The sequence below is a fragment of the Arthrobacter sp. S39 genome, from assembly GCF_004320525.1.
In the GTDB taxonomy this organism is placed as follows: Bacteria; Actinomycetota; Actinomycetes; order Actinomycetales; family Micrococcaceae; genus Arthrobacter.
Genome location: NZ_SIHX01000006.1, coordinates 22,532 through 43,020, shown reverse-complemented (window position 1 = coordinate 43,020; position 20,489 = coordinate 22,532). Strand labels below are relative to the sequence as shown.

19 protein-coding genes and 1 pseudogene are annotated in these 20,489 nt (G+C 64.7%); 9 read left to right on the top strand and 11 right to left on the bottom strand.

What is annotated here, in order from left to right; translation table 11 throughout:
• Nucleotides 1-18 precede the first annotated feature (18 nt).
• Nucleotides 19-651, bottom strand: a complete 633-nt coding sequence (locus EYS21_RS13260; RefSeq protein ID WP_131133681.1) for an RraA family protein — start codon at nt 649-651, stop codon at nt 19-21.
• A gap of 296 nt (nt 652-947) precedes the next feature.
• Here EYS21_RS13260 and EYS21_RS13255 point away from each other — a divergent pair, with 296 nt between their 5' ends.
• Genes EYS21_RS13255 through EYS21_RS23920 form a run of 5 tightly spaced genes read left to right on the top strand, consistent with a single transcriptional unit; the run spans nt 948 to nt 6,305 of the window.
• A complete protein-coding gene (locus EYS21_RS13255) occupies nt 948-2,528 on the top strand; it encodes an ABC transporter substrate-binding protein (protein WP_131133680.1) in 1,581 nt (526 codons plus the stop codon).
• Nucleotides 2,529-2,539: 11 nt separating this feature from the next.
• The gene (locus EYS21_RS13250; RefSeq protein WP_242633419.1) at nt 2,540-3,586 is read left to right on the top strand and encodes an ABC transporter permease; all 1,047 of its coding nucleotides are present in this window, start codon (nt 2,540-2,542) and stop codon (nt 3,584-3,586) included.
• Nucleotides 3,579-5,348, top strand: a complete 1,770-nt coding sequence (locus tag EYS21_RS13245; RefSeq protein ID WP_131133679.1) for a dipeptide/oligopeptide/nickel ABC transporter permease/ATP-binding protein — start codon at nt 3,579-3,581, stop codon at nt 5,346-5,348. Before EYS21_RS13250 ends, EYS21_RS13245 begins: the two co-directional genes overlap by 8 nt.
• Nucleotides 5,345-6,166: an ABC transporter ATP-binding protein gene (locus EYS21_RS13240; protein WP_131133678.1), complete on the top strand. Its 822-nt coding sequence runs from the start codon at nt 5,345-5,347 to the stop codon at nt 6,164-6,166. Before EYS21_RS13245 ends, EYS21_RS13240 begins: the two co-directional genes overlap by 4 nt.
• 7 nt (nt 6,167-6,173) lie before the next feature.
• Entirely contained in the window at nt 6,174-6,305 is a 132-nt protein-coding gene (locus tag EYS21_RS23920; protein ID WP_278184736.1) for a hypothetical protein, read from the top strand.
• Here the strand turns inward: EYS21_RS23920 and EYS21_RS13235 are convergent.
• Nucleotides 6,302-6,904, bottom strand: coding sequence for a gluconokinase (locus EYS21_RS13235; protein ID WP_347559563.1), 603 nt, complete (start codon nt 6,902-6,904; stop codon nt 6,302-6,304). The genes EYS21_RS23920 and EYS21_RS13235 overlap by 4 nt on opposite strands.
• A gap of 107 nt (nt 6,905-7,011) precedes the next feature.
• Between EYS21_RS13235 and EYS21_RS13230 the strand changes: the two genes are divergently transcribed.
• Nucleotides 7,012-7,953, top strand: coding sequence for a 2-hydroxyacid dehydrogenase (locus tag EYS21_RS13230; protein WP_131133677.1), 942 nt, complete (start codon nt 7,012-7,014; stop codon nt 7,951-7,953).
• Between the two features lie 73 nt (nt 7,954-8,026).
• Complete coding sequence (locus tag EYS21_RS13225; protein WP_131133676.1) at nt 8,027-8,227, top strand: hypothetical protein; 201 nt, start codon at nt 8,027-8,029, stop codon at nt 8,225-8,227.
• Between the two features lie 6 nt (nt 8,228-8,233).
• Here EYS21_RS13225 and EYS21_RS13220 read toward each other — a convergent pair whose 3' ends face one another.
• Entirely contained in the window at nt 8,234-8,857 is a 624-nt protein-coding gene (locus tag EYS21_RS13220; RefSeq protein ID WP_131133675.1) for a TetR/AcrR family transcriptional regulator, read from the bottom strand.
• Nucleotides 8,858-8,988: 131 nt separating this feature from the next.
• Here EYS21_RS13220 and EYS21_RS13215 point away from each other — a divergent pair, with 131 nt between their 5' ends.
• Nucleotides 8,989-9,702: an SDR family oxidoreductase gene (locus EYS21_RS13215; RefSeq protein ID WP_131133674.1), complete on the top strand. Its 714-nt coding sequence runs from the start codon at nt 8,989-8,991 to the stop codon at nt 9,700-9,702.
• Between the two features lie 101 nt (nt 9,703-9,803).
• On the opposite strand, the gene EYS21_RS13210 is transcribed toward EYS21_RS13215, so the two are convergent.
• The 8 genes and pseudogenes from EYS21_RS13210 to EYS21_RS13175 form a co-directional block, all read right to left on the bottom strand.
• Nucleotides 9,804-10,598 (bottom strand): strictosidine synthase, encoded by a 795-nt coding sequence (locus EYS21_RS13210; RefSeq protein WP_131133673.1) that lies wholly within the window; start codon nt 10,596-10,598, stop codon nt 9,804-9,806.
• Between the two features lie 33 nt (nt 10,599-10,631).
• A pseudogene (locus EYS21_RS13205) lies at nt 10,632-11,499 on the bottom strand (alpha/beta hydrolase).
• Nucleotides 11,496-12,506: an NADP-dependent oxidoreductase gene (locus EYS21_RS13200; protein ID WP_131133672.1), complete on the bottom strand. Its 1,011-nt coding sequence runs from the start codon at nt 12,504-12,506 to the stop codon at nt 11,496-11,498. Before EYS21_RS13200 ends, EYS21_RS13205 begins: the two are co-directional and overlap by 4 nt.
• Before the next feature lie 110 nt (nt 12,507-12,616).
• The gene (locus tag EYS21_RS13195; protein WP_131133671.1) at nt 12,617-14,857 is read right to left on the bottom strand and encodes an alpha-galactosidase; all 2,241 of its coding nucleotides are present in this window, start codon (nt 14,855-14,857) and stop codon (nt 12,617-12,619) included.
• 40 nt (nt 14,858-14,897) lie between these two features.
• Nucleotides 14,898-15,878: a glycoside hydrolase family 68 protein gene (locus tag EYS21_RS13190; protein ID WP_207307765.1), complete on the bottom strand. Its 981-nt coding sequence runs from the start codon at nt 15,876-15,878 to the stop codon at nt 14,898-14,900.
• Nucleotides 15,879-15,933: 55 nt separating this feature from the next.
• Complete coding sequence (locus tag EYS21_RS13185; RefSeq protein ID WP_131133670.1) at nt 15,934-16,818, bottom strand: carbohydrate ABC transporter permease; 885 nt, start codon at nt 16,816-16,818, stop codon at nt 15,934-15,936.
• A complete protein-coding gene (locus tag EYS21_RS13180; RefSeq protein WP_131133669.1) occupies nt 16,818-17,786 on the bottom strand; it encodes a sugar ABC transporter permease in 969 nt (322 codons plus the stop codon). The genes EYS21_RS13185 and EYS21_RS13180 overlap by 1 nt, the downstream gene beginning before the upstream one ends.
• An 83-nt stretch (nt 17,787-17,869) precedes the next feature.
• Complete coding sequence (locus tag EYS21_RS13175) at nt 17,870-19,225, bottom strand: extracellular solute-binding protein (RefSeq protein ID WP_131133668.1); 1,356 nt, start codon at nt 19,223-19,225, stop codon at nt 17,870-17,872.
• 230 nt (nt 19,226-19,455) lie between these two features.
• On the opposite strand from EYS21_RS13175, the gene EYS21_RS13170 reads away from it, so the two are divergent.
• Complete coding sequence (locus EYS21_RS13170; protein ID WP_131133667.1) at nt 19,456-20,472, top strand: LacI family DNA-binding transcriptional regulator; 1,017 nt, start codon at nt 19,456-19,458, stop codon at nt 20,470-20,472.
• The last annotated feature ends 17 nt before the right edge of the window (nt 20,473-20,489 follow it).

Below are 20,489 nucleotides of genomic sequence, written 5' to 3'. Positions count from 1 at the left end.
GGCGCGGTGAAGCGCCGGTCAGCTGTATTCGCGGGTGATTTCGGCCGTCATTTCGGCCTCGTGGGCGGCAACAGCGATGACGCGTTCCAGGATTTCGGCCGCACGGGCCTGCGGGATGATGACGACGCCGTCATCGTCTGCGGCGACGATGTCACCGGCGGCGCACACGATGCCGCCGATGGCCACCGGTTCGCCGATAACGCCGGGGCCGTTCTTGAACGGGCCGGCGGGGGTGACGCCGCGGGCGAAGACCGGGAACTTGATTTCGCTGATCGTGTGGCGGTCACGGATGTAGCCGTCGATCACGGCGCCTGTGGCGCCGGCAGCCTCGAAGCGCTGGGACAGCTGCTCGCCGATCAGGGCACGGTGCTCGTGGCCGAAGCCGTTGATAACCACCACGTCGCCGGGCTGGATGTAGCCGAGGGCCTCGATCACCGCCGCATTGTCGCCTGCCGCGCCCAGGACCGGCAGTGCCGAGCCGACGCAGTGGGCGCCTTCCCAGACCGCGCTGATGCCGCCGTCGACAATTCCCAAACGCTCCATGGCGTCCCCGATGTTGGCCACGGGGAAGGCGGCGAAGGCTTCCACGAGTTCCTTGGGAAGCCGGGTCCAGGTGGCCTTGCGGACCGTGAGCTCGAGTGTTGTTGCCATTGTTGTCACCTTTGGTTGGTTCGGTGGGTTGCGCCCTCCCCGTCGACTGGGGCCAGTCAGATGAGGCGGCTGTCACATATGAGAAAAGTTTCGCGTTTCTTGGGTCATTCGTCAAGGGGGTCCGGCGGATTGGCCCAAATAAGTCGGGTGATTGTTGCCAGCAGGTAAATTGCGGCGGCCCCCAGGTAACGGCTGTGTGTCAGCTCACAAAAAACCGTTGACTTGGCAGACTGAATAAGAGAAACTCTTCTCATTCGCGAACTTTCTCGCAGATCCCGTTGTATCGAGGAGACACCATGCACGGAAGAATTACCGCCCTGGCCGCAGCCGCGGCGGCAGCAGCGTTGCTGCTGACCGGCTGCACCACCGGCAGCGGCACCACCAGCACCGGGACCGGCGGAAGCGCGGGACCCTCCACGGACACCATCCGGACCGCGCTGAACTCGGATCCCACCACGTTCAACGCCGCCAAGGCCAACGCCAAGGACGACTACGAAGTAGCCCGCTTCCTCTTCGACACCGTGGTGCGCCGCGACGCGGACGGCAAGTTCATAGGCGGCCTGGCCACCGAGTGGACCTCCACGGCCACGGACGCGTCACTGACCATCCGCAAGGACGCCACCTGCGCCGACGGCACGGTCATCACCCCCACCATCGTGGCCAAGTCCCTGACCTACTTCGCTGATCCCGCCACCAAGAACAACTTCGCCAGGCTCGTCTTCGGACCGGGTCAGCCCACCATCACGGCCGACGATGCCGCGGGCACCGTGGCGGTCAAGCTGGCCCAGCCCTGGTCCGAACTCATCGGCGGACTCACCCTGGCCCAGACCGGCATCATCTGCCCCGCCGGCCTGGCGGACCTCGAGGGCCTCGCCAAGGGATCCGTGCAGGCAGCGTTCTCCGGGCCCTACACCCTGACGAAGGCAAGCCACGGCGTCAGCTACGACATGACCCTGCGCGAGGACTACAAGGCCTGGCCGAAGTGGTCCAAGTCGCTGGAGGGAACGCCGGCCAAGACGGTGCGCTTCTTCCCGGGCGTCAACAAGACCACCGTGGCCAACCAGCTCCTCACCGGCGAAATGGACGTCTCGGACATCGCCCCGGCAGACACCGCCCGCTTTGAAGGCAACAAGGACTACACCGTCACCACGGTGCCTTTCGCCGGAATCTTCCTGCTCTTCAACCAGCGCGAAGGCAGCCCCTTCACGGACCCCGCGCTGCGCAAGGCCGTGGCCCAGCTGATGAACCAGCAGGCCTTCAACGCCGCCGCCTACGCCAACAAGGGAATCCCCTACACCTCCATCGTCGCCCCCACGGTGGCCTGCTCGCTGAAGGACAACTCGCACTTCACGAAGGAAGACGCAGACGCCGCCAAGGCAGTGCTCGCCGGCAAGACCTTCAAGATGGTGGGCACCACCAGCATCGGCCCGAACGGTGCAGGCAGCACCTACGTCCAGGAAGCCCTCCGGGCAGCCGGGGCCACCGTCAACCTGAGCCTCGTGGACAACGGCACCTGGGCCACCATGACCCAGACCAAGCCGGAGACCTGGGACCTGACCATCCAGGGCGACGCGAACTTCGTCGGCACCGTGGCTGCATCCCTGACCCGCATCGCCGGCGTCCCCACCGAGAAGGGCGGCCGCAACATCGGCGGCGGCGAGAACGCGGACATCCTGGCCGAGATCGCCACGGCGCAGTCCGCCACGGACCAGGCCAAGCGGTGCGAGGCCTACGAACGGGCGCAGATCAGCATCCTCGAAGACAACGACATCGTCCCCTTCGTCGGCGAACCCCAGATCGTTGCCCAGCGCGCAGGATTCTCCATCCAGGCGCCGTCCGGCATCGTCGACTACGCCACCATGCGCATCACTAAGTAAGGCCAAGGACCATGACTGAACCGACCATGCTGAACAGGGAAAGTGCCCTGTTCAGCAACCCCCCGGGGGCTCCGAAGAGCCCCCGGGGCGGGCTCCGCAACCTCTCCCCCTGGGCCAGCTACGGCCTGCGCCGCGCCGGCGGAGTGCTGCTGTCCGTAATCCTCCTTGTGGTGGTTACCTTCTTCATGGTCCCGCTCATCCCCGGCGACCCGGCAGTGGCAGTCGCCGGTGCCGACGCCACCACCGAGCAGATCGAGGCCATCCGGGAAAGCCTGGGGCTGAACCAGCCCCTGCACCTGCAGTTCATCCAGTACGTGGGGAACCTGTTCACGGGCAACCTCGGCGAATCCTTCGCGTACAGCACGTCGGTATCCTCGATCATCGCCACGAAGCTGCCCTTCACGGCAGAACTCGCCCTGCTGGGCATCATCGTGACCCTGCTCCTTTCGATTCCGGCCGGGATGGTGGTGGGCATCCTCACCCGCGGCGGACGCCGTAAGTGGCTCGATGTGTCCTTCGGCATGCTCACCGGGTTCTTCCAGGCTGTGCCGCAGTACGTCATTGCCACGATGCTGGTGGTAGTTTTCGCCATCGTCCTCAAGGTCCTCCCGGCCGCCGGCGCGGCAACCCTCACGTCCCTGATCCTTCCCGTCGTCGGCCTCTCGATTGCGCCCATCTGCTCAATCGCCCGGGTGGTCCGGCGGGAAACCTCGACGGTCCTCGAGCAGGACTACCTGCGGACCGCCCGCGGCTGGCGCCTGCCGCCACTGCGGCTCTACGCCCGCCATGCCCTGCCCAACCTGATGACCACCACCCTGACCCTCGCCGGGCTGATCCTCGCCGGCATGCTCGGCGGCGCGATCATCATCGAAAACGTCTTCAACTGGCCCGGACTCGGCAAGGAGATCGTCACGGCCATCATCAACAAGGACTACCCCGTCATCCAGGGCATCATCCTGGTCCTGGGCTTCCTCGCCATCATCCTCAACCTGCTGGTGGACGTCATCCTCGGAATCATCGATCCGCGCACCCTCGGAGGAGGAAAGTCCGATGGCTGAAAAGACCCGCACCAAGCGCCATTTCCGCTGGACCACCGGCCTGATCATCGGCATCGCCCTGATGACCGTCATGATCCTCATCGGCCTGCTCGCACCCCTGTTCCTCACCGAAGCCGCCGAAAAGCTCACCGCCAACGCTTCCCAAGGGCCCAGCTCCGCGCACTGGCTGGGAACTGACGACTTCGGCCGCGACGTACTCGCCCGGTCCCTCGTGGCCACCCGGCTCACCCTGGTGATGACGGCAGCCACAACGGTGATCTCGGTGGTGGGCGGTGTCCTGATCGGCACGTTCATCTGGCTGGCCCCGGCAAAGATCCGCAACGCCGTCCTCCGCGTCATCGATGCCGCCGTCGCGTATCCAAGCCTCATTTTCGCGCTGCTCATTGCCGCAATCCTCGGCCAGGGAGCCTGGTCTGCCGTCCTGGCAATCGCCATCGCCAGCATTCCGGCGTTCGCCCGCCTGACGGCCAACATGGCTGCCTCGATCTCACAGCGCAATTACGTGTCAACGGCACGCCTGCTGGGCGTCCCGGGCCCACGCATCATCACGCGGCACCTGCTGCCGAACATGGCAGAACCGCTGCTTGTGCTGACCGCCACGGTATTTGCCACCACCCTCATCGAGCTGTCCAGCCTGTCGTTCATCGGACTCGGCGTCCAGAACCCGGAGTACGACTTCGGGCGCCTGCTCAACGAGGCCCTCGTGAACATCTACTCCCAACCGCTGCAGGCTGTGATGCCCTCGATCATGATCACCATCGCGGGGTTGAGCGCCATGCTCATCGGCGACGGCCTTGCCGCCGCCACGGACCCCCGCGGCGGACGGAAGTTCGGCAGCGTCAAGGCTGCCTCTGAGCTCCCGGCCTCCATGCGGGCCGACCGGGAAGCGCTGGTGGAGGTGGACAACCTCACCGTCCTCACCCCCAACGGCGTGCCCCTGGTCAAGGGTGTGTCCCTGAGTATCCACGCGGGCGAAGTGGTGGGGCTCGTGGGTGAATCCGGTTCCGGAAAGTCCCTCACGGCCATGTCCATCGCAGGCCTGCTTCCGGAGGAACTGACCGTCAGGGCACACTCGATGCGCCTCGGCGAACTGGACCTGCTCAAGAGGAACGATCCGCGCACGCTGGCCACGTCCATCGGGCTGGTCTACCAGGATCCGGGAACCAGCTTCAACCCGGCCCTGCGGATCGGGTCCCAGCTGACGGAGGTCAGCCGGATCCATCTGAAGCAGTCCGGGAAGACCGCTTTCAACAGGATGGTCAAAGCGCTGGCGGACATCCGGATCACGCAGCCGGAACTGCGGATGAAGCAGCACCCGCACGAGCTCTCCGGCGGCATGCTCCAGCGGGCCATGATTGCCTCCACCCTGGTGACGGACCCACGGCTGATCATCGCCGACGAGCCCACCACGGCGCTGGACGTCACGGTCCAGGCGGATGTCCTGCGCCAGTTCCGCACCATCAACCGTGAAATGGGCACCGCCATGCTGTTCATCTCCCACGACATCGGTGTGGTGCAGGCCCTGTGCGACAAGGTGATCGTGATGAACGGCGGGAAAATCCTCGAACGGCTCACCGGCGCCCAGCTGGCTGCCGGCGACGTCAAGCACCCTTACACGAAGGCGCTGCTGGCAGCGACACCGAGCATCGCCGAACGCAAGACGGAACTCGTCGCCGTCCGGGCAGAGGACTTCACTTTCGACGAAATCTCCGATGACGCGCCCGGACCGGTTCAGCCGGAAACAGAGAGGCTCCAGCCATGACAAGCACCGCAACGTCCGCCGCCCCGGTACTGGAAGTCCGCGACCTGGAAGTCACGTTCGGGTCCGGGCACGCAGCGGCCAAGGTCCTCAAGGGCGTCTCAGCCACCATCGAACGCGGCAAGACCCTGGGCATCGTCGGCGAATCCGGCTCGGGCAAGTCAACCCTGGCCAAGGCCATCGTTGGCCTGAACCCGGTCAGCGCCGGCAGCATCTGGGTCAACGGCGCGGACGTGTCCCGCATGACGTCGGGCCAGCGCCGTGCCATGCGCCGGGAAGTCCAGATGATCCCGCAGGACCCGTACTCGTCGCTGAACCCGCGCCGCACCATCGGGCAGACACTGGCCGAGGCGATCGATCCCGTGAAGTCCAATCCGCGCGCGCACCGCGAGAAGATCTCGTACTGGCTCTCCACCATCCGTCTGGACGCCGACGTGGCCGAGCGGTACCCGCACGAGTTCTCGGGCGGGCAGCGGCAGCGCATCGCCATCGCGCGGGCACTGGCAGTGGGGCCCAAACTGATCATCGCCGACGAGATCACCTCCGCACTGGACCTGTCCGTGCAGGCGGAAATCCTGAACCTCATCAGCCGGCTGCGCACCGAACTGGACCTGACCATGGCCTTCATATCCCACGACCTGGACGTGGTGCACCATGTCAGCGACGAGATCATGGTGCTCTTCCACGGCGAGGTGGTGGAAATCGGCGACGTGGACTCCGTCTACGGCCACCCCAAGCATCCGTATACCCGCAAGCTGATCGACTCCGTGCCGGGCGGCCCGGGCTTCGACATCGGGGAACGCCGGGCCGCCGTCGTCTAAGCGCCCCGTGGTTGAGCCTGCAAACATCCCGGTGGTTGAGCCTGCAAACATCCCGGTGGTTGAGCCTGCAAACATCCCGGTGGTTGAGCTTGTCGAAACCAGGGTTTCGACAAGCTCAACCACCGGCGGCCCCGCCTAGTCTCCCGCCGGCGTCGTGCTTTCCACAGCCAAACCTTCCAGCGCCGCGGCAGCCTGGTCCGCCAGCTCGGCGGGTGACTGCCGGACGTCCAGCAGCACCTGGCGCTCATCCGCACCGAGCGGTTCCAGGGCCTCCAGCTGGGAGGCCAGCAGGGTTGCCGGCATAAACTCGTGGTTCCGGGCCGCCATCCGGGCGGCGAGGGTGTCCGCCGAACCTTGGAGATGGAGGAACACCACCTCCGGGGCATGCTCCCTGAGGAGGTCGCGGTAGCGGCGCTTCAGGGCGGAGCAGGCGACGATGACGCCGTGTCCGTCCTGCTGGTGCGACTGCAGCGTGCGTCCGATTTCATGCAGCCAGGGGCGGCGGTCGTCGTCGTCCAGCGGAATCCCGGTCCGCATCTTCTCCTTGTTCGCGGCGGGATGCAGGTCATCGCCGTCGATAAACGGGACCCCCAGCCGGTGTCCCAGCAGCTCTCCCACGGTCGATTTTCCAGAACCTGACACGCCCATGATGACCATGGGCGGAAACCTGTTGCTATTCACTTGAATTGCCTCCACGAAGCTCTTGCCTGACGCCTTCTGAAGTGCGATGATTGTCACACATGAGAAAAGTTTCTCAGATTGATGTTGGGTCGTCAACGGTTTTTCCGAAGAGGCCGGACTCCCGACATACAACTGAGGGCCATTACTACCGAACAGGGTTACCGATGCAGACAGTCCGGACAGTCACCTTCCCCGACCGGGACCTCCTCGCCAGGGTGCAGCCGCTCCCCGACGGCATTGAAGCCTCGGTCTGGGATCTCCGCTCCGAGCCGGAGGGCATCGCACTGGACGCCATCGACGCCGTCATCCTGCCGTACATTGATGCGTCTGCCGTCCTCGGCTCCCTGTCGAAGGCCCCGAACCTGAAGTTCGTCCAGACGCAGTCCACGGGCTTCGACGGCGTCCCGGAGGCGGCAGGGCCCTCGGCCGCGGTGGCGAGCGCCTCGGGCGTCCACGCGGCGGCCACCGCCGAACTGGCCATCGGCCTGATCATCGCCAAACTCCGCGGCATCGACCAGGCCGTCCGCGACCAGCAGACCGGCAACTGGCAGCCGCAGCGCCGTTCCTCGCTGGCGGACCGGCGGGTCCTGCTGGTGGGCGTCGGCGGCATCGGGCATGAAATTGCGAAGCGCCTCGAGCCCTTCGAAGTGGAGATCACCCGGGTTGGCAGCAGCGCACGCGAGGACAGCGCCGGACGGATCCACGCCTCCTCCGAGCTGGCCGCCCTGGCCGAGACCCACGACATCCTGGTTGCGGTTACTCCGCTGAACGAACACACGCACCGGCTGGTGGACGCCACCGTCCTTGCTGCCCTGCCGGACGGTGCCTTGGTGGTCAACGTCGGCCGCGGGCCGGTGGTGGACACGGCAGCCCTGACCACTGAGGTCCTGTCCGGCCGGCTCCACTGCGCGCTCGACGTCGTCGATCCAGAACCGCTCCCGGCGGACCATCCGCTGTGGTCATCCCCGAACGCACTGATCACTCCGCACATCGGCGGCAACGCCTCCGCCTTCGAGCCGCGGATCGTCAAGCTCCTTGCCAGCCAGCTCAAGGCGCTGGCCAGCGGAGAGCGGCCAGCGAACCTGGTCCAGTCCGGACCTTTCTGACACGGACGCATTTCGCCGTCCGCGCCTCTTGCACCATCCCCGTTGAATCCCCTCAAGAGAAAACGCGCCAGTCATGAAAAGCAGAGCCCTCGTCCACAGCAACTATGAATCCCGCCTCCTCGGCGCCCGGGCCCAGGGCAGCCAGCTGCCTTCCGGCGTAGCGGCCGCGCGGATGCCCGGCCACACGCCTGGCCGGCTGCCCACGGAACAGGCCCCCACGCAGTCCCTGTCGGCCGGCTACCAGCCCCAGAAAGTTCGATTGTCGAAGGGCTAACCCTGCCTATCGACCCGCAGCACTTTTCTTCGGGTCCAGGAGCACCTCGGCCTGGCTCCTGATGCCCTGCAGCAGGTCTTCGACCGTGCTGCCGATGTTGACGGTGGCTGCCATGCTGACAAACATAATGGCGGAGATGATGTGCGCCTGAGCCGTGGCCTCGGCTTCAGTGACGTTCTTATCGCGCTGCAGGATCGCGACAATGGCTTCTTCCGTTTCCGCCGACAGGGCAAGCGCGTCCCGGTGGTGGGGCTCTTCGGGATCCCCGAAGAGCATTTCCCGCAGGTAGGTCCGCCCGTTATCAATCTGGGTGCGGTTGCATTCCACGACGGGCCGCACAATGGCCATCACGGCATCCAGCACATCCGGTGTCGTCCCGGCTGCCGCCCGGCCCCGTTCAAGCGCGTCGACGTAACTGGAGTTCTGAACGAGAAGGAGCAGTTCGCCCTTGGTCTTGGCGTAAAGGAACAGGGTGCCGGTGCCGATATCGGCTTTATCGGCGATCTGCTGCGTGGTGACTTCATCGACGCCGTGCACTGAGAAGAGTTCCCTGGCGGCCGCGGTGATGCGGTCAAGCTTCTCCTGCTTATTGCGTTCGCGCCGGCCGACGGACTTGGATGCGAGCGACATGGCCACCTTTCCGGGAATAAACTCTGATTACACTCAGTTATGAACACAGTCACTAATGCTGCTGCTCAGATACTGCTCCCATCTTCGCATGGCCTCTGAACACGGCTTCATTACAACAAAGGAAGCACACCATGCCCTCACTCAAAGGATCAATCGTCCTCGTCACCGGTGCGAACGGCGGCATCGGGACGGAGTTCGTTCGCGACGCCCTTGCCCGCGGCGCAAGCAAGGTTTACGCAACTGCCCGGACTCCGCGCACCTGGGACGACGAGCGCATCGTCCCGCTCACCCTCGACGTCACCGACCCCGCCTCCATCGAGGCAGCGGTCGAGGCTGCCGGAGACGTCACCGTGTTGATCAACAACGCCGGAGCCTCCGTGGCCAGCCCCGGGATCCTCACCCACACGGATGAGGAAATCCGGACCAACGTGGAGACCAACTTCCTCGGCCCGCTGTTCCTCGCCCGCGCCTTCGCACCGATCCTGTCGGCGCGGGATGAATCGGTGATCATCGACATCCACTCCGCCATGAGCTGGTACGCCGTCGGCGGCATCTACAGCGCCACCAAGGCCGCCCTCTGGTCAGCCACCAACTCGCTGCGCCTGGAACTCGCCCCCGCAGGCGTCCACGTTGTGGGCGTGCACGTCGGCTGGGTTGACACTGCGATGGCTGCGCACACCACCGAGCCCAAGACGGACCCGGCCGATCTGGTGAGTACCGTACTGGATGCCGTGGAAGCCGGCGAGTACGAGGTTCTCGCCGACGATACGTCCGTACAGCTCAAGGCCGGACTCAGCGCCCCCATCGAGGCCGTATACCCGCAGCTGACTGCCAGGAACGGCTAAAACCTGTGGCGCCGCGGTCATGACGCAACCGCATGACTGCGGCGCTGCCAATCCCCGATTGAACGAACGGGCGTATGCCCCCGGCATTTCGCAGATCCCGCCTACTCCTCGTAGTGCGGAAGGATGCGTCCGTCCTTGACGTACGTCAGGGCCGAGGACACGTCGTAGCCGTGGACTGCGGATGCGAAGGACGCCAAGTGGCTGGACAATCCCTGGACCTCGGGGCTCTCGAAGAATGCCGCGTGTGCCGGCCGGTCCGGGAAGCCGAGGATCAGCGAGGCGTGGAAGTGCTGTTCTGGTGGGTTGTCATGGGCGACGTTCGGGGTGTCCCAGAGCTTTTCGCTCCAGGGCATGAAGACCTGGGTTCGGAGTTCTGTCATCGCGCCCGTGTTGGCAAGCGCGGGTACGAGCTCGTCGGCAAGGAACTTCCGGAACGCCCGGGTGCCGACACCCTCCCGTTTGCTGAGGTAGATCAGGGCCCGGGCCCCGGTCCTCTCACCGGGTCCCGCGACGTCGTACCAGCGCGTCGAGTAAGGCGGCCCGGCGTAAAGCAGGGTGCGGCGGAACACGTTGATCTCGTCCTGGTACGCGAGGCGGGTCTGCTTCCGTCCCCGCAACGGGGAGAGCACGGAGGCGAAAGTTACCTCGGCCACCCCATCGATCCGCCGGTCAGCGGGAATGGCGGTCTCGACGCCGGCGGTGGCGGGCCACAGCCCCGGATTGGTTTCGGCGAGGTGAATCTGGCGGTACTCGTTGAACCCCGGTGTCGCGGAGATGATCCCCGAGTGCGGGCCCTTCCAGTAGTCCATCCCCTGCTGCCGGGGCTGGTCGGTGCGGATCCACAGCAGGATTGATGACGCGAACGGCTTCCTGGTGTACGGAATCGTGCTGGGCATTGAATCGTCCGTTCAGTGAATTTCGCGTGCCGGTCAGCGGGCCAGGAACTCTGCCGCGACCGGGGCGAACTTGTCGTGGAACTGAAAGATACCTCCGTGGCCGGAGCCGGGGTAGATGATCAGTTCAGAGCCGCTGATGCGGCGGTGCAGATCCTCGGACAGGACCGAGGGCACCATCCGGTCGTTGTCCCCGTTGGCGATGAGGGTGGGCTGGGTGATCGTCGACAGGTCTGCCGGCGTCCCGCGCCCCCACTTCTTGATGGCTTTGAGCTGGGCCTGGAATGCCTTGACCTTGATCGGGGCATCGCGGTCGGCGGTGCGCTCCTCGAGGCGCTTCACGAATGCTTTCGCGGCGCGCTTGCCCGCGGTGTCGCGGTTGAAGAACAGGAACTCCTTCGGGTCGGAACGGGTCAGCGTCGCGCGGAGTATGTCGTAGTAGGTGGTCCCGACCACCTTGTCCATGTCTTTGCCGCCCTTGGGGCCGGTGCCGGTGAGGACGAGCTTGCGGACGAGGCCGGGGTGCTTGAGGACCAGGGCTTGGGCAACCATGCCGCCGAGGGAGAAGGAGAAGATATCAATCTTGTCGAATCCGTGCGCTTTGATGAAGGCGTAGGCGTCATCCGCCATCGCCTCGATGCTGTCGGGCACCTGGCCGGTGGATGCACCGACACCCTGGTTGTCGAAGGTGATGACGTAATGGTTCTTCGCGATGGGGTCGATGATCCGCGGATCCCAGTTATCCAGGGTCGCAGCGAGGTGGACGAAGAAGATGACGGGGATCCCACCCTTGGGGCCGAGCTCGCGGTAGGCGTAGCTGACGCCCCCCGGCGCTGACGGCGCGGGCTGGGGCTTTGGCGTAGGACGTGATGTCGGGTTGGCTTGAGGAGTCTCGGGTGTTCATGAGGGTTCTCCTGTGAAGTGGCTGATGACGGCCTTGCCGCGGATACCGCCCTTTTCCAGGCTCTGGAGGGCCTCGACGGTCTGGCCGAAGGGGAAGACGCGTCCGACGATGGGGCGCAGCGCTCCGTTGTCGATGAGGGCGGTGATCCGGCGCAACTGGTCGCCGCTGGCACGCATGAACAGGAACTCATAGCTGACGCCGAGCTTCCGGGCCTGGCGGCGGATGCCTGCGCTCAGGCCGGTGACGGCCAGTCGCACTACTGGATTCAGGCCGGCTTCGCGGGCAAATGCCGGGTCCGGAGGCCCGGCTATCCCGATGGCCTTGCCGCCGGGCCTGAGGACACGCAGTGACTTCTTGAGGTTCTCGCCGCCAAGGCTGTCCAGCACCAGGTCGTAACCGCTCAGGAACTGTTCGAAGTCCTGGCTGCGGTAGTCGATGACGGTGTCGGCGCCAAGCTCCCGCACGAAGTCCAGATTGGAGGCACTTGCCGTGGTCGCGACGGTCGCACCGAGGTGCTTGGCGAGCTGGATGGCGATCGAGCCGACTCCCCCGGCCCCGGCATGGATGAGGACCTTCTGTCCCGGCTGCAGATTGCCGCGCTCAACGAGCGCCTGCCATGCCGTCAATGCGACCAGGGGCAGCGAGCCCGCCTCCTCCATGCTGATCGATGCCGGCTTGGGAGCCAGATCGGCCTCGGCGACGGCGATTCGCTCGGCGAACGTGCCAATGCGGTCCTGGTTGGGACGCCCATAGACCTCATCGCCAGACTTGAACGCACTCACCTTCGATCCGACACGGATGACCGTTCCAGCGACATCGTTGCCGGGGATCAAGGGAAGTTCGTACGGCAGGATCTGCTTAAACTCTCCCGCCCGGATCTTCTCATCAAGCACGTTGAGACCGGCGGCCTGCACCTGCACGAGCACATCATGCTCCCCCACCGCGGGCTCGGGGACATCCGATGCCTGCAGCGGGCCTTTGTACTCCGTGACAACGAACGCTTTCATGGTTCCGACTCCCTCTTGGTGATGTTGCTCAATTCCTGACTCCACTCAATTATGAGTCGAGTCAGGAATTTTGTCAAGGAATGCGTGATGAGAGCTGTTCGGCGATGGAGTCAGCCGGTCCGGGTGACGCGGTAGAGCACCACCTGGTCGGGGTGGATCCTCGGGGATGCGACACCCACCTTTGTCAGGACGCTGCCGAGGAAGTTGGTTCCGGGAAAGACCAGATCATCCTGCGTGGCTTGCCGCAGCGAGGCGGGTTCAATCGCCTGGCCGGCGGCTGTCGGCCGGCCCCACCACTTGGGCGGCAGAAGCCCGGAGGGTGTGGTGCCGGGGAATACTGGCTCCACCACATAGGTTGTTTCCGGGTCGAGTCCGCGAAGCTTCAGACGTCCCGCAGGATCCGGGTAAAGGCTGTCGAGAGCCGCGGCCGCGAAGATCGCCCGCGAACGGTCGGTGGAGACGACACCGTGAACCAGAACGTTCGGATCGGGGCCATCCATTCGGACGACGTCGCCGCCGAGCAGGAGGCCGCGTTCCTGCTTGTAGAAGTCGATCCACCGCCGCAGGGCTGATATCTCTTCCGGTGAAGCCTTGGCAAGATCCCACTCGACGCCGAGGTGCCCGAAGATGGCGGTTCCTGCCCGGAATGCCAGGTCGTGCTGGCGGCCGGTGGTGTGGGAGCGTCCTGATGCGATGTGGGAGCCCATGTACTCCGGCGGCAGCAGCTGCGTGGTCCAGCGCAGCATCGCCTGCCGGTCGTGGGGGTCGATGTTGTCGGACACCCAGACCCTGTCCGTGTGTTCCAGGACGCCCAGGTCCACCCGGGCACCGCCTGATGAGCACGATTCGATCTCCAGCCCCGGGTGCTGTGACCGGATTTCCTCAAGCAGGGCGTAAAACGCCAGGGTCTGCGCATGAACGCCCGGGCGTCCGCCGTCGAGCTGGTTGCCGGCCTCGATAAGGTCGCGGTTGTGGTCCCACTTGATGTAGTCGATCCGGTACTCCGCCAGAAGGGCCAGGATCTGCTTTTTGACGTGTTCGTAGGCTTCGGGGATGCCGAGGTTGAGGACCTGCTGGTTGCGCGACTCCACCGACCAGTCGGCGCGGGCGGCCATGATCCATTCCGGGTGCGCGCGGGCGACGTCGCTGTCGGGGTTGACCATCTCGGGTTCGAACCACAGGCCGAACTGCATTCCGAGCTCGTGGACGCGGTCAACGAGAGGGTGGAGCCCGGCGGGCCAGACGTCAGGGGACACCACCCAGTCGCCCAGCCCGGAAGCGTCGTCGCGCCGTGAACCGAACCACCCGTCGTCGAGCACGTACCGTTCGATACCGAGGGCGGCGGCCCGCTCGGCCAGGTCGATGAGCTTGGTCTCTTCGTGCCCGAAATAGACGGCCTCCCAGACGTTGAGGGTTACGGGCCGCTCGGCGGAGACCTGTGGCGTGCGGCTGCGCACATGGGCGTGGAAGCGGCGTGCGACGTCGTCGAGGCCGGCCCCGTAGGAGGCGTAGATCCAGGGGCTCGTGTAGCTGTCGTCGCGGGCCAGCCGCACTTCGCCGGGCAGCAGCAATTCCCCGCCGCCCAGCAACTGCTCGCCGGAGAAGACCCGTTCGGCGAAGTGCTGGTGGTTACCGCTCCAGGCCGTGTGGACGGCCCAGACCTCGCCGTGGCCAAACCCGAATCCGGGTGTTCCTGCGTGCAGGATGTAGGCGCTGTCGGCCGCGGTCCGGCCCTTGCGGTTCTCGCGCAGATGGGTGCCGGTGCGCAGTGTTCCCCGCTGCGGTATCCGTTCGTAATTGTGGTTGCCAGCGAAGTCCAGCAGCTCCGTGGCCTCCGCGGGAATCGGGTAGGACAAAAAGAGATCCTCGAGGGTGTAAGTCTCATCGCACAGGTTGGTCAGTTCCGCCCGGCTGCGCAGCAGGCCGCCCGGGAGCAGTTCCACTGTCAGGTCAAGGCGCAGCCGGCCGGCGTCGTCGAGGGCACTTATCTTCAGAAGCCCGGCACCGGAGGAGGTGAATCCTTTGATGGCGGTGCCGTCGAGCGTCAGGGAGCGGGTGCTGAAGTTGGGCGACCATCCCGTGCCGGCGAAGGAGCCCCGCAGCCCGGGCCGGCCTGTCCAGCCGCTGTGTTGCCCGGGCAGCAGGCCGGGCCGGGGAGGCAGGTCAACAGTGTTGGATCCGGTGACGGGGACGTTGGCGGCAATCAGCGCCTCGGCCTGGTCTGCGGTCAAAACCGGAAGCTCGGGCCCCCAGTGGACGATGGCGGGCAGCTGGCCTTCCGTAGCGTCGATCAGCACAGTGACGCCGGCGGCGGTCAGTTGCAGGATCGCGTCCTGGCTATTGTTGGGCATTGAACTCCTCGTGCGTTGGTGCGGTCACGCCCGTGGTGGGCTAGCGTGCTTTGGCGGTGCTCGTTGGCGGTGCCACCAGGGTCAGGCCGCCACGTTCAGGGTCCCAGCGGACAGGAATTGGGTCCGATACGACGCCTTCGAAGAAACCATCACTGTTGGCGTCATGGCAGGCCATCATCACCCATTGGCCGGCCCGGTTGCGGATAAGGCGCCCGCTGTAGAGCTGCGCCGTGGTGACATTGGCCGCTGATTCGACGTTGTAGGGTCCGCTGGCTTGGTCCGTTTCCAGGCTCCAGATCCCGCCGCCGCCGAATCCCTTTGGACGGGTGGCAGCGAGCGTGTCCACACCACAGGAGAACAGGAGGACGGTGCGGTCGTCCATAACAGCGGTTTGGAGGACTTCAAGGTGGCCGAAGCCGGCGTCGGGCTGGCTTAGTGGCGGCCTGACCTCCCAGGTTTCCAGGTCGCGGGACGTGGCGTGTCCGATGACGCCGCGGTTATCGACGTCACCCTCCTTTGACCTGGCGGTGATCAGCATGTGCCACCCGTCGCCGGCCGGGTCGGCCAAGACCCAGGGGTCCCGCCAGGCTTCTTCCGGCCAGGTGGAATCGCCGTATTTTTCGTACCAGCGCCCGTCCGCTTCAATGACGGTCTCGGGGTGCTTGGTCCAGGTGTGGAGGTCGGGGGACGTGGCGACGCCAATGGCCTCGATGTTGTGCGATTCGTAGAAACGGGCGCCGGTGTAGAACATCCGCCAGATGCCGTCCGGGCCTTTGAGTACGCTTCCGGTCCAGGTGGAGGTTGCATCAAAAGCATCCGGGTCATCGGGCTGAAGGACCACGCCGTGCGGGACCCAGTTGCTCAGATCCTGCGAGGTGGCATGCCCGATCCGGGCGTTCCGGTGCCTGAGTTCCGGATCGCCGAGGGACTTGGGCGCATGGAGATAGTACATGTGGAAGGTGAAGCCATCGTCGGCGAGCCAGAAGTCCCACACCCATGAGTCCTTGAGACTGAAAACCAATTGAACATACCTTTCTGTTGGGCCGTCCGCCGGGGCGGGACAGCGGTTGGAAGTGTCAGCCCTTGACTGCGGAGCTGCTGATGCTGGCGACGAACCAGCGCTGGAAGATCAGGAAGACCGCCAGGACCGGGACAATAAACATCGTCCCGAACGCCAGCACCTGGCCCCACTCAGGTGGCTGCTGGTTTTGGAAGATGCTGATTGCCAGCGGGAGCGGCCGGACGGTGGGATCAGAGACCATGAGGACCGGCCACAGGTACGATCCCCACTGCGCCAGGAACGTGAGGATGGCAACCGTGGCAAACGCCGGCTTGGTGATTGGCACCACTACCTGGAAGAACGTCCGGAATGGCCCCGCCCCGTCCAGGCGTGCCGCCTCCTCGATCTCGCCGGGAACGTCGAGGAAGAAGGTATAGAACAGGAAAATCGAGAACGCGTTGGCAATGAAGGGAATCGCCTGGACAAGGATGGTGTCCCGCTGGCCGGAGAACATGAAGTACAAAGGCAGGGCGACTGCTTCGAACGGGATGATCGTCAGGACAATCACCAGCAGGAAGATGATCTTCTTACCCCGCCATTGCATTCTCGCGAAGGAGTAGGCGGCCATGGAGTTCACCACCAGGCTGCCGGCAACAACAGCCGTGGTGACAATGATGGAGACGGCCGCGAACTGTCCAAAATATCCCGTCGCGCCTGAACTGAGATGCTCGAAGACGCCGGAGTAGTTGTCGAAGGACAGGTTGGTGGGGACGAAGCCGCTGAGCCCGCTGAGAACCTCGGCTGATGGGCGGAAGCTTCCGACGATGAGGTAGTAGACAGGCAGGAAGAAAAACAGTGAGACAGCGGTCAGGATCAGGTAGTGGAGCGCGGTTTGCCAGCGCCGGGTGCGTTTTATGCTTCCGCCCCGCTGTCCTGGCTTGGCGGTGCTGGACATCGTCATCAGACGCCTCCTCGTTGGCGCGCCGCAGCGCGTTGGATGATTGCGATCACGGTGATGATCAGCATGAAGATGACGGTCATGGCGGCGGCCTGGCCGACGTTGTTGTTATCGAAGCCGGTGTTGATGATTTGGGTCATCACGGTCTCGGTCGAACCGCGGTCAACGCTCCCGGATCGGCTCAGGAGGTACACCTGGTCGAAAAGCCGGAAGGAGAAGATCGTGGTGATGAGGGCAACGAAGATCAGGGTGTTCCTGATGCCAGGGACGGTGACATTGAGGAATTGAGCCCATTTGCTCGCCCGGTCCAGCGACGCCGCCTCGTAGAGTTCGGTCGGCACGCTCTGCAGTGCGGCCAGGACGATGATCATCTGGAAGCTGACGCTTTGCCAGATCGACATAACAATGATGGACCCCATGGCGGTGGCGGGATCACCGAGCCAGTCGTGGCTCGACAAGGCTCCTCCGCTGAACAGACCCAGGATGGCGTTCAGCAGGCCCTCGTCTCCGCGGGAGTAAATGAGCCGCCAGATGACGGCTGTCAGGGCCAGCGGGAAGACCAACGGCATGAAGATGAAGGTCCGGAAGATCACCATGCCACGCAGCTTGCGGTTGACGAGTACGGCCAGGGCCAGTGCAAGGACGGTCTGCACAGGTACCACAATGAGGGCGAAGGTGAAGTTGTTCAGCAGTGCCTGGCCGAAGGCTGCAGACATGTCGGGATCAGTAAACAGGCGGGCGTACTGCTCGAACCCGACGAATCGCGCCGGGCGCGGGCTGTTGAGCTGCACGCGGTAGAAGGACAGCACCAGTGCGAGCACGAAAGGTGCGACGAGGAAGATGGCGAGCCCGAGGAGTGCTGGGCTGGCGAAGAGCGGGCCTGCGAACTGCTGCCCGGAAAGGCTGGCGGTTCGCCGTCGACGTAAGGGCTTCGTGCTTGTCTGGATTTGTTGAGTCTTGGTGGTGGTCATGATGGAGGCTTTCGCTAGGGCGAGTCCGATGAGATCCGTCCGGCCGCCGGTTGTGGCCGGCGGCCGGGGTACCTGCTGGAGCTTTACTTCTTGTAGCCGTCGTTGTCGGCGAAGTTCTGGTCGATGGCGCGGGCGGCGGCGCTGAGGGCCTCCTTGGCGTCCTTGCCGGCGTAGATGGCTGCCTCCGCTTTGCCCACCTGATCGGTGACGATGGGGTACCCGGCAGTCACCGGCCGGGTGACGCTGACGCAGGTGTCGCTGATCTGGTCCTCTGCTCCGCACGCCTTGCTCAGCTGGTCGCCCAGGAGCTGCAGCTGCTTGCCGGGACCGTAGAGGTCGGAAGCGGCCAGTGCGGTCTTCGTGGCGGGAGGTGCGCCGTTGGCGGCGGTGTAGGTGCGGACGCTCTCGTCAGACATCAGGAAGTCCAGGAATTTGCCAGCTGCGGCAGAGTTCTTGGTAGTGGCGCCCATCCCCCAGGCGAAGGTTCCGGAGGCGGTCTTGGTGCCCTTGCCGAAGTCCGGCAGGGGGATGGAGACCAGGTCGCTGCCGAGGGCCTTGTACGTCGGGTAGGTCCAATGCCCCACCCAGCTCAGCGCGACGCGTCCGCTCGGGAATGCCAGTCCGTCAGCGTTCGGATCGGTGTACTTCTTCCAGCTGGCGAACTTCGTCAGGGACTTCACATTCGCGTCCGAGTCCAGCGCTCCTGACGCTTTGTTGTCCTTGAGCATGGTGCCGCCGCCGGACCAGATGACCGGTCCCGCTGAACAGCAGGTGCCCCATTCGCCGGCGAAGCCATACTGTTCCGAAAGATCCAGCGGCTTGCCTCCGGGGACGACGGCGGCGAGCTTGTCCAGGACGCCTGTGAACTCATCAGCGGTCCACGCCTTCTCCGGGGTAGTGGGGTAGGCAACTCCCGCAGAGTCCAGGAGCTTCTTGCTACCCCACAATGCGAGGCCGGCATTCATCATGCCCACGCCATAGACGGCATCATCGACGGTGTTTTGCGACGTGATGGAGTCTGTCTGGTTGGACAGTGTCGCGTCGGAGACGGAGCCTTTCAGCGGGGCCATCTTGCCGTTGTAGACGAAGCTGGCCAGGGTGGGCCCATCGAAGTCCAGAACATCTGGCAGGTCGCCCGGCGCGGCAGAATTCACGGCCTTGGTGTACTGGTCGGACGGGAAGAGTTTAAGCTCAACCTTGATCTTGCCCTGTGAGCTCTCGAAGTTCGAGATGATCTTTTTCAGGGCGTCATTCTCGGCCGCCTGACCGTCCACGGCCCAAACATTAATAGTGCCTTCGCCGGAGCCCGGCTCAATGGCCGAATCGGTACTGCCTGTTCCCGGACCGCCACAGCCGGTGAGAGCCAGGGCTGCGATGGAGACGGCGGCTGCTGCAGTGAGGAACCGCGCCCCGTTGCGGGACTTTGGAATGGTCATCATCTTTGATTCCTTTGGGAAATGTGGAACGTACTGGAAGCGATTTTGATGCCTGGATATCGTCAGGCCGGAACGTGAGGAGGGTCACTTCTCATCGGCTCAAAACTGAGTCTACCCGGGTAGACTACCTTGGCGCAAGGGTGATTTTCTGCTCGGAATTCAGAGCGAAATGCACCCCAAGCGTGAATCCACCCGGGTAGACTGAAGCCAACAAGGAAGTGGAGGATGGTCTCATGGCGAATCCGCAGGCGCAGGCCGGATCCGGGAAAATAACGCGCACCGACGTCGCCCGTTACGCGGGAGTAAGCACCGCCGTGGTCAGCTACGTCATCAACGGTGGTCCCAAGCCGGTGGCGGCAGCCACTGCAGCAAGGGTGCGCGAAGCCATCAAAGCCCTCCAGTACCAGCCGAATGCAACGGCCCGGGCGCTGACAATGGGTTCCGCGCGGCTGCTGGGAATGATTGTCCCTGACAGCACCAACCCGTACTTCGCGGAGCTTACCGACGCCATCGCACAGGCGGCAGCCGCCCGCGGCTACGCACTTCTCGCCGCGAACTCCCGCACCGATGCCGAAACCGAGCGGCACAACACCCTCAACCTCGTGTCACGGCAGGTCGATGCGATCATCCTCGCCACAGTGCTCACCCCGAGCGAAGTCGCAGCCATGCCGGTTCATGGAATTCCCCGGGTGCTCATTGACCAGTCCAGCGCCGTGCACGGGATACCCACGGTCAGTACCGACTTTGAACAGGGCGCCGCCATAGGCGTGCGGCACCTGATCAGCCACGGCCACCAGGACATTGCCATCCTGGTAGGAATGGATATTGACCCCGCCCGCGTAGACCCGCGCCATAGCGGCTGGAGGAAGGCACTCCGGGAGGCAGGCCTGCCCGAGGGGCCGGCGGAAATTACCGACTTCACCCGGCAGGGCGGCTACGAAGCCACCCGCCGGCTGCTGGAGTTGCCGCAGCCACCCACGGCCATCTTCGCCAGCTCCGACCTGCTGGCAATCGGCGCCCTGCGCGCCATCCACGAGGCGAACCTCGCCATACCCGACGACGTCGCCGTGGTTTCTTTCGACGGAACCTCTGAGTCGGAGTTCAGCTGGCCCCAGCTCACAACCGTCCGGCAGCCCATCAACAGGATCGCCGAGGCCGCCGTCGACGCCGCGTTGTCCTCCGACGGTTCAGACGGCAAAGTGGTGCGGCTCCCCGCGGAGCTCATCATTCGCAGGTCCTGCGGCTGCTGATCGGGCAACCGGACCGG